Here is a 9,526-nt window from a genome sequence, read left to right on the forward strand (position 1 = left end):
CGGACTACAAACACTCCTCCCTTCATGAACCTGCAAGGTCTCCAAAACCCTATAGGTTTTCATTACCATGCGGATCCCCGAACCTTATTGGTTCCACTTTCAAATCCTAGGCAAGACCTACAAGGAGGTCCGCAAAAGGCGGACTACACCTTGCAGGTCTCCCTAACGCATTGCTCCCATTGCCCTATTATGGCTTTCGGTGGCAATCTGACCATCAAATAGGTTTACCACTCTATGTGCATAGTGCGAATCCCGGTCCGAGTGGGTAACCATAACAATGGTGGTTCCTTCCTGATTCAACTCTGTTAATAGGTTCATCACTTCGATCCCATTTTTGGAATCCAAATTCCCCGTAGGCTCATCCGCCAAAATTAATTTTGGATTGGTAACCACAGCCCTTGAAATAGCCACACGTTGTTGCTGCCCTCCGGAAAGTTGTTGTGGAAAATGCTTTTCACGATGTGCTATCTTCATTCGTTCCAATACCGCCATTACCTTTTGTTTACGCTCATTTTTGTTCATCTTAAGATAGATCAACGGCAATTCCACATTTTCATAAACAGTAAGTTCATCTATCAAATTAAAACTCTGGAAGACAAAGCCCAAATTGCCTTTTCGCAGTTGGGTACGTTGGCTTTCCTTTAAATGTCCCACTTCATGGCCAGCAAATTGATAACTCCCTGAAGTAGGATTGTCCAACATACCAATAATGTTCAACAAGGTAGATTTACCACAACCAGAGGGTCCCATTATGGCCACAAACTCGCCCTCCTGAACCTTGATGTTCACATTGTTCAATGCCAAAGTCTCTACCTCCTCGGTTCTGAAACTCTTTTTTAAATTTTGGATCTTTATCATTAGTAATAGATTTATTTAAGGACACCCTCTGTTGTATTAGTGCCAGTTTTGGACATTTGTTACTTCAATTTATTTCAACACTATATTATCGGCCTCTCCAAAACTATCATAGTTGGAGGTAATTACTTTTTCACCATTCTCCAATCCTTCCAACACTTCATAATATCTGGAGTTTTGCTTTCCTATTCTTATATTCCGCTTTAATGCCCGATTACCATCTGGGTTAACCACAAAGATCCACTGTCCGCCTGTACTTTGGAAAAAGCTTCCCTTGGGCAGCAAGAGTGCATCACTGGACTCGCCCAACTGTAATTTTATATTATAACTTTGTCCTGCACGGATGTTTTGTGGTTTTTCACCTGTAAAGACCAAATCTATCTTGAACTTGCCATTTCGAACTTCAGGATATACCTTTCTCAACCGCAGGGAATGTTCAGTTCCATTCCGCTCAAAAGTTGCATTTAAATCACGTTTCACACGGTCTATATAATGTTCGTCTATATCGGCCTCGATCTTATAATCTGTTAGGACATTAATCTGACCTATACGCTCGCCTTGACCAATACTTTGTCCTATTTCTGCATCCAAAAAACCCAATTGCCCATCTGCCGGTGCCCGTACATTTAAATGATCCAGACGTTCGTAAACCATAGTAAGTGTCTTGCGCATACGTTCCAGGTCCGTATCCAATCCCGCCAAGGAGGTGCTTCGCATTTCATCGTCATGTTCGGTCTGTAGTTTAACTATGTCATGTTGCTTTTGGGAAAGCTCAAAATTCTCTTTTGAAGTTAAATACTCCTCCTTCGAAATTAATTCGTCATCATATAAGGCCTGGTTCTGTTCAAAATTTCGTTTCAATTTTGTTAGCTCGTACTGTGCGTTGGCCAAAGATTTTCTACCCTCCACCTGCCTGGAATCGAATGTTATTTTGGTAGACCTTAGGTCGTTCTGCTTTAGTGCCAAATTGCTTTCACTGTTCAATATTTGCTCATACAGGCCAATATTCTCCAGTTTTAGGATGATATCCCCTTTTTGTACCATAGCCCCTTCCTCTATCAGTTTTTCGGTCACACGCCCCCCTTCGTAGGCATCCATGTATATGGTAGCAATAGGGGCCACCGTACCGTTGATGGTGATATAATCATCAAATTTTCCCTGTACCACCTCTGCTATGGACAATTTATCCTTTTCAGTTCTAAAAGTATGGCCGGTATTACCCATTATCATTTTCCAGCCCACAAATAGCAGCAAGACCCCAAGGGCAATATACCCGTAGTGTTTTGGCCTTAATCCTTTCTTCTTTTCTAATTGTATATCCATTTCAATTGGTGCTATTAATATTAAAAACAGGTAAGCCTTGGTAAAAAGCCAATGTATTCCGGTTAATTTGAAGCAGTAGTTTTACCTGTAGATTTTTATTTTGTGAAGTGGCGTACATGGATTTTGCAAGATTAAGTTCCATTATCGTAAACAAGCCCTTTTCATATTTTTTTTGTGCCACTCCAAAAGCCTGCTCTTGGGCCATAATTTGCTTTTCACTCTGAATAAGCTCAACATTTAAAGCCTTATTCTCTTGAACAAGTTGTTGTATGGCCTTAAAAATTTCCTGCTCCTGTATTTCCAGATTATTTTCTTCCCTTTTCAAAGCAATTTTCTGTTGCTTGATGGCAGAACGCGTAGACCAGGCATTAAAAATGGGAACATTAAGTGAAAATCCCACATATCTGGAGGCATTGTCCTGAATTTGATTTTTAAATGGAATTGTAACGCCCAAAGTGTCCCTAGTGGTTTCATAATATCCGGTGCCATAGCCAGTAGCAAAAGAAAGTGATGGATAGAGCTCTCCCCTGGCAACACTCAATTGCTTTCTAACAGCCTCTGTTCTATACCTTTGAGCCTTAAGTAGGGGAACGAAATCCTTTGCTAAGCCGTAAATACTATCTGTTGACAGCTTGTTATCGGCCATTGTATTGGGTACAATAGGGTTTATTTGCAGGGTATGGGCATTTTCCAAATTCATTTCCTGTATCAGGGCAAGCTTTGCGGCCTGAAGTAAATTTTCATTCTGGGTAACGTTCAATTGATCCGTATACAATACGGATTCTGCTTCATGCAGATCGGCCTTGGCCTTCAATCCTATTTCAATTTGTTTATTGGCCAGTTTAAAATTGTCTTCAGAGATGGTCAATTGCTCCTTTGAAATTGCCACAAGACCCTCATAAAACTGAATGTCATGATAGGCCGTCATAATCCTAAGGGCCAATAAAAATCGCTGCTGTTGCGACGTTTCCTGTGAAGCCTTAAATAAAAGCTTTCTTGCTTTAATAGTGTGGACTTTTTGAAAACCTCGAAAAAGATCAATGGAAGCGTTCAAGGAATAGCCATTGGAAAAAAATTCCGTATCAATTATATCATTGGTATTTGGATCTGTAGATCTACCATATCTAATATTATAATCGCCAAAACCATTAACCCTTGGAAGCATGTCCCTTATTGCCTGGTTATAATTCTCTTTACCAGAATCTTCCAGATATTGATAGTCTAGCAGCGTAAGATTATGTTCCAAGGCATAGGAAATGCAATTCTCCAAGGTCCACTTCTCCTGACCACTGGAGATAACACTGATAAACAAAAACAAAAGAAGTAATTTTCCTTCTATAAAATTCATAATACAAACAAGGTTAAAAAAATCACCAATCCGACCACTATAACAAGAATCGGCAAAGTACCCTATTCCAAGTCCATGCCAAATATCTACATTATTGATTAACAATAAGTTACCGTATATTTAGCAAATACAATCTATTCCATTGTAAAATAGTTATACAACAATTGTCCAATATTTGGACACTATTTATGTAGTTATAAAGACATATTGTAGTTTTGATATAGGGATTAATTGTCTGCTGGGATCATAAAAGGAAGTGAAGTGGATTCTTCGTTAAACTTCAGCACGAGCAACAAATCTAGATCCGCCCCACTTTTTTTTAAGTAAAAAAAGAGGAGTTTATAAAAGCTGATGAACAAAAGAAAAATTACCTTATTAACAATATTATGGTCGAGGGAAAAATATTAGTTATAGACGACAACAAAAGTGTTTTGAGTGCCTTGGAAATTCTGTTGCAATTTGAATATACCAGCATCACTACCCTTTCCAATCCCAATCAATTGTCTTCCTTTCCCGACTTAAGCTCGATTGACGTAGTCCTCTTGGATATGAATTTTTCTGCTGGGGTAAATACGGGAAATGAAGGGTTATTTTGGTTAAAGGAAATTAAGAAAAAGGCACCTCTTACCGCAGTTATCATGATGACCGCCTATGGGGCGGTAGAACTAGCGGTACAGGCGCTTAAAGAGGGAGCATCCGATTTTATTCTCAAACCTTGGAACAACGATAAGTTCTTGGCAACCGTAAAAGCGGCTTATATGCTTCGCAAATCCCAGAAAGAAATCAGTAAATTAAAACAAAAGGAAAGTAATTTAAAGCAGGTAATTAATCAGGACAAAAATTATATTATTGGGAATTCGAAGGCACTAACCGCCGTTTTGAACCTTACCAATAAAGTGGCCAGGACCGATGTGAATGTTTTGATTACCGGTGAAAACGGTACTGGCAAAGAACTAATTGCCCGACAACTGCACCGAATGTCTCCTAGACAAAATGAAGTTTTCATCCCGGTCGATATGGGTTCTATATCAGAAAATCTATTCGAAAGTGAGCTATTTGGCCACCTTAAAGGATCGTTTACGGATGCCAAGGAGGACAGGACCGGAAAATTTGAAGCGGCCAATGGAGGCACCTTGTTTTTGGATGAGATAGGCAACCTTTCCCTACAAATGCAGGCTAAACTACTATCCGCCATTCAGAATAAGGTCATAGTACGCGTGGGATCCAACAAGCCCATTCCGGTAGATATTAGATTGGTCTGTGCCACCAATGGCAATCTGGAACAAATGGTAACCGATGGTCTCTTTAGAGAGGATCTTTTATATCGAATAAATACCATACATATTCAGGTTCCAGCACTACGGGACAGGGGGGATGACATTTTGATCCTCGCTGATTTTTATCTGAAAAAATATAGCGCCAAGTATGCAAAACATGGACTCCGAATAAACGATATTGCTGAAGAAAAATTGATGCAATACTCATGGCCAGGAAATGTGAGGGAACTACAGCACACTTTGGAAAGGGCGGTAATCCTTTGTGAAGGAAATATTCTGAAACCTACCGATTTTATATTGAATGCGAAACCATCCCAACTAATGCCCACAGGACCTAAAACCTTGGAGGAAATGGAACAAATTATGATTGCAAACGCCTTGCAAAGCCATGATGGCAACTATAGTGCAGCGGCGGCACAATTGGGGATATCCCGGCAAACGCTCTACAATAAAATTAAAAAACAGGATACCAATGGTTAGTAAAAACTTCTATTTCCAAACCATAGGCCGAGTAGTCTTTATTACCGCCACATCCTTAATGCTCGCCTTTCTATTGGTCCGGGAAAACTATGTTTTTAGTGTTCTAACCTTAATTGCACTGGTACTTCAGGCCTCTTATTTAATAAAATATGTAAATGAGACCAACAGAAAAATAGCCTATTTCTTCGATGCTATAAAGAATGAGGATTTCACCCTTAGATTTCCCGAAAAATTGACACTTAAATCTCTTGAAGAGCTTAATCATAGCTTGAATATGCTAAATGAAATGATTCAAAAAATTCATTTAAAAAATCAGACCCAAGAACGATTTTATCAAGAGATCTTAAAACAAGCCGATATTGGCATTTTAGCGATCAACAACAAAGGACATATCCTTTTTGCCAATCCCAGATTGGAGCATATGCTAAATTATACGCCACTTAACCATATTAAACAACTATCCCAAATTGATGAAAATCTCTATCGTGTCTTTAGTGAATTGAAGCCTTTTGAACGTCGCATGTTTCAATTGACCAATGAACGCGAAAAAATTGATTTGGCGATAAAATCCTCATCCTTCAATTTGGATGGACAAGAATTATTATTGGTGGTCATCCAGGATATCCATCAGGAATTGGACGAAAAGGAAACCGAATCCTGGACCAAATTAATTAGGGTCTTGACGCATGAAATCATGAATTCCATTACCCCGATAACATCCATTTCCGATTCCATTTTAAAATATTACGAAAAGGGGGATATAAATCTTGAGAATGGCATTGAATACCAAAAACGCTTGGACAATACTATCAAGGGGTTGGAAGTGATTAAGGATCAAGGCTCCAATTTATTGAGTTTTGTAGAATCTTACAGAAGCCTCTTAAACGTTCCTGTACCGGATAAAAAAATTGTATTGGCGCAAAATTTATTGGAAAAGGTAAAGTTACTCGTAGGACAGAACCAGGGGTTTTCAAATACTTCCATCGAATTGCAAATACGGACCCAAGACTTGGAGCTTTTTATTGATGAAAAACAAATTACCCAAGTATTGATCAATTTGTGCAAGAATGCGTTACAGTCACTCTCAAATCAAGAGAACAGTACTATTAAATTAATTGCAGGACTAAACAATGCAGGAGAAAAATATATTGAAGTGGAGGATAATGGCCCAGGGATACCCCATGAATTGATCAACGAAATCTTTGTGCCTTTTTTCACTACCAAAAATACGGGAACAGGGGTAGGACTAAGTCTTTCAAAACAAATATTACGGATGCACGGCGGCAATTTAAAAGTGAACTCAATACCCGACAGGAATACCACCTTTACACTGTTATTTTAAGTCCACCGGTACTATTAAACAATTCACAACCCCTATTTTTGTAACAAACCCACCTTCCTATGGACTATTTCACTATTGCCTCTGTATTGATTTTTCTTTCTGCCGTTTTTGGATATATCAATGTTCGGTTTTTAAAGTTGCCCAATTCTATTGGGCTAATGCTGATTACCATTGTATTTACACTAGTCGTTTTTGCCATAAGTGGGTTTGATGACACTCTGTTAAATGCTGAAAAATATATCATAACCCATATTGATTTTAGAACCGTATTAATGGATGTAATGTTGAGCTTTCTCTTATTTGCCGGAGCATTGCACACCAATTTTGAACAGCTAAAAGTACAGCGATGGCCCGTCTTTGCCTTTGCTACCCTAGGGGTATTGGTTTCCACATTCTTGGTAGGAACGGCCATGTACTATATTTTACAGGTCGTTGGTTTACCTATAGACTATGTGTATTGCCTACTTTTTGGGGCCCTTATATCCCCGACCGATCCCATTGCTGTTCTTGGCATCTTAAAAAAGGCAGGGGTACCTAAAAAATTGGAAACCAAAATTGTAGGGGAATCCCTGTTCAACGATGGGGTTGGCGTAGTTGTTTTCTTAACCATTTTTCAGATTGCTTCCTTTGGAAGTAGCGAAACCGGTGCGAGCGAAATTCTAAAATTGTTTGGTCAAGAAGTAATTGGGGGACTTGTTTTGGGCCTGCTATTAGGATGGATCACCTTTAGACTCATGAAATCTATAGATGACTACGATATAGAAGTTATTATCACCTTGGCCGCAGTAATGACGGGAACTGTCATTGCACATCAACTACATCTTTCGGCACCTTTGGCCATGGTAACTGCTGGACTCATTGTAGGTAACGACAAAGTAAGAAACGCAGCAATGTCCGAGACCACAGAGACTTATGTGGATAAATTTTGGGAATTGTTGGACATTCTTTTAAATACCATATTGTTTGTTCTTATAGGGATGGAAATTTTGGTCCTTACCATTGAACTCAATTATTTTGTTGCTGGTCTAATTGCCATTCCAGTGGTATTGGCTTGCAGATACCTATCCCTATTATTGCCCATCAACTTCTTTAAGAAAAAGCTGGATTTTGTCCCCAACACCAATATAATCATGACCTGGGGCGGATTAAGAGGTGGTATTTCCATTGCCTTGGCATTGGGACTTACTGCCGATATGCATCGGGATCTTTTCTTGGTCATTACCTATGTGGTTGTCGTCTTTTCTATCCTAGTGCAGGGTTTAACGGTAGAAAAACTGGTAAAAAGGTTATCCCTTCCAAACTAAAATATCTTCTAAGCGAGAGATTCCAAAGCCAACCAGGCCATTAACCCTCCTCCTGTTTCCAAAGCCGATTCATCTATGTTGAAGGTTGGGGTATGCAAGCCGGAGCTAATTCCCTTTTCTATATTCCCAACTCCCAATAAGTAAAAACAGGCCTGATTTTTTTGGGTGTAGTAAGCAAAATCTTCGGCAGCCATCCATAAATCCAGGTCAACCACCTTATCTTCTCCAAGGTACGATATGGCACCCTGTTTCATGGAATTGGTCAGGACTACGTCATTTTTAAGATGGGGATATCCCCTTGGAATATCCACTATACAGTCCGCTCCCATTCCCTCGGCAATGGACTTTATCAGTTTGGTTAGTTTTTCTATAGCTTCCGTCCTCCAGACTTCATCATAAGTCCTAAAAGTACCCTCAATAGTTACCTTATCCGGAATAACGTTATTGGCTCCATCCCCAATAATACGCCCAAAGGATAGTACGCTGGGAGTTTTGGGCGATGCCATTCTGCTCACCACTTGCTGGGCCGCCACAATAACATGCGAAGCAATGAGAATTGGATCTATGCATTCTTCCGGTACTGCTGCATGACCGCCCTTTCCAATGATGGTAATATAAATCTCATCCATACTGGCCATAAATAATCCAGATCTAAAACCTACTTTCCCGGCAGGAAGATTTGGCATTACATGTTGACCCAAATGGGGTATGGGGCCTATGGATTTATAGGTAGCCTCTTTCATTACAAGTGTAGCCCCGCCGGGCATTAGTTCCTCACCTGGTTGAAATAATAATTTTACAGTTCCTGAAAATTCATTTCTAAGCTCAAATAATATTTTAGCGGTCAACAAAAGGGAAGTCATATGCACATCATGTCCACAGGCATGCATAACCCCTTTATTTTGGGAAGCGTATTCCACTGTATTTTCTTCATGAATGGGAAGGGCATCCATATCCGCCCTCAACAGAATGGTTTTGCCTTTATCGGTTCCTTGAATAGTAGCTAATAATCCAGTTTCTGCTACAGATTCAATAGTGTCGATTCCAATAGCAATAAGTTGCTGCCGTATATAGGCGCAGGTCTTATGTTCCTTAAAAGACAGTTCCGGGTGCTGGTGCAGATACCTCCTGACACCTACAAACTCTGAGGAATAAGTTTTTGCCAGTTGTTTTATTTTGTTGATTGTATTCATTTAACTTCCTGTATAACTAGTATTAAACCAAAATATAACTTTTGCTCCTTCCCTTGGCAAGGGAAGGTGGCTTTTGGACCCTTTTTAGGGACAAAAGTCGGAAGGGATCCAGCTCCTAGCACAAATTTATCTTTCCTAAATCACCCCTTCCGTCCCAATCCACTCGGTCGTGGGTTGGTCCACCTTCCCATGCTAGGGGAAGGAACCCTCTATTTTTTTTCAATCCTATAATTCTCATGTATTTCCTTAATATAGCAATAACATTTGCTCCTTCCCTTGGCAAGGGAAGGTGGCTTTTGGACCTTTTTTAGGGACAAAAGTCGGAAGGGATCCTGTTCTGAACACCAATTGATCCTCAAAATCACCCCTTCCGCCCCAATCCACTCGGTCGTGGATTGGTCCAC

7 protein-coding genes are annotated in these 9,526 nt (G+C 39.9%); 3 read left to right on the plus strand and 4 right to left on the minus strand.

Annotated features, from left to right (window positions below):
• Positions 1-162: 162 nt before the first annotated feature.
• From MWU82_RS23510 to MWU82_RS23520, 3 genes are all read right to left on the minus strand, one after another.
• Positions 163-858: an ABC transporter ATP-binding protein gene (locus tag MWU82_RS23510; RefSeq protein ID WP_111624975.1), complete on the minus strand. Its 696-nt coding sequence runs from the start codon at positions 856-858 to the stop codon at positions 163-165.
• 69 nt (positions 859-927) lie between these two features.
• Positions 928-2,178, minus strand: a complete 1,251-nt coding sequence (locus tag MWU82_RS23515; RefSeq protein WP_215949116.1) for an efflux RND transporter periplasmic adaptor subunit — start codon at positions 2,176-2,178, stop codon at positions 928-930.
• Between the two features lies 1 nt (position 2,179).
• Positions 2,180-3,526 (minus strand): TolC family protein, encoded by a 1,347-nt coding sequence (locus MWU82_RS23520; RefSeq protein WP_247098158.1) that lies wholly within the window; start codon positions 3,524-3,526, stop codon positions 2,180-2,182.
• Positions 3,527-3,912: 386 nt separating this feature from the next.
• Here MWU82_RS23520 and MWU82_RS23525 point away from each other — a divergent pair, with 386 nt between their 5' ends.
• Genes MWU82_RS23525 through MWU82_RS23535 form a run of 3 tightly spaced genes read left to right on the plus strand, consistent with a single transcriptional unit; the run spans position 3,913 to position 7,929 of the window.
• Positions 3,913-5,283, plus strand: a complete 1,371-nt coding sequence (locus tag MWU82_RS23525; protein ID WP_247098159.1) for a sigma-54 dependent transcriptional regulator — start codon at positions 3,913-3,915, stop codon at positions 5,281-5,283.
• Positions 5,276-6,625, plus strand: coding sequence for an ATP-binding protein (locus tag MWU82_RS23530; protein ID WP_247098160.1), 1,350 nt, complete (start codon positions 5,276-5,278; stop codon positions 6,623-6,625). Before MWU82_RS23525 ends, MWU82_RS23530 begins: the two co-directional genes overlap by 8 nt.
• Before the next feature lie 59 nt (positions 6,626-6,684).
• Positions 6,685-7,929: a sodium:proton antiporter gene (locus MWU82_RS23535; protein WP_111624979.1), complete on the plus strand. Its 1,245-nt coding sequence runs from the start codon at positions 6,685-6,687 to the stop codon at positions 7,927-7,929.
• An 8-nt stretch (positions 7,930-7,937) separates the two neighbouring features.
• Here MWU82_RS23535 and MWU82_RS23540 read toward each other — a convergent pair whose 3' ends face one another.
• A complete protein-coding gene (locus MWU82_RS23540) occupies positions 7,938-9,122 on the minus strand; it encodes a M20 family metallopeptidase (protein ID WP_215949120.1) in 1,185 nt (394 codons plus the stop codon).
• Between the last annotated feature and the right edge of the window lie 404 nt (positions 9,123-9,526).

Origin of the sequence: Arenibacter sp. S6351L, from assembly GCF_023016025.1 — a bacterium.
In the GTDB taxonomy this organism is placed as follows: domain Bacteria; phylum Bacteroidota; class Bacteroidia; order Flavobacteriales; family Flavobacteriaceae; genus Arenibacter; species Arenibacter algicola_B.

What these genes read in the sequence shown, in the direction of transcription:
- MWU82_RS23525 (WP_247098159.1), top strand. Translation starts at nt 3,913, where the DNA reads ATGGTCGAGGGAAAAATATTAGTTATAGACGACAACAAAAGTGTTTTG.
- MWU82_RS23520 (WP_247098158.1), bottom strand. Translation starts at nt 3,526, where the DNA reads ATGAATTTTATAGAAGGAAAATTACTTCTTTTGTTTTTGTTTATCAGT.
- MWU82_RS23535 (WP_111624979.1), top strand. Translation starts at nt 6,685, where the DNA reads ATGGACTATTTCACTATTGCCTCTGTATTGATTTTTCTTTCTGCCGTT.
- MWU82_RS23530 (WP_247098160.1), top strand. Translation starts at nt 5,276, where the DNA reads ATGGTTAGTAAAAACTTCTATTTCCAAACCATAGGCCGAGTAGTCTTT.
- MWU82_RS23540 (WP_215949120.1), bottom strand. Translation starts at nt 9,122, where the DNA reads ATGAATACAATCAACAAAATAAAACAACTGGCAAAAACTTATTCCTCA.
- MWU82_RS23510 (WP_111624975.1), bottom strand. Translation starts at nt 858, where the DNA reads ATGATAAAGATCCAAAATTTAAAAAAGAGTTTCAGAACCGAGGAGGTA.
- MWU82_RS23515 (WP_215949116.1), bottom strand. Translation starts at nt 2,178, where the DNA reads ATGGATATACAATTAGAAAAGAAGAAAGGATTAAGGCCAAAACACTAC.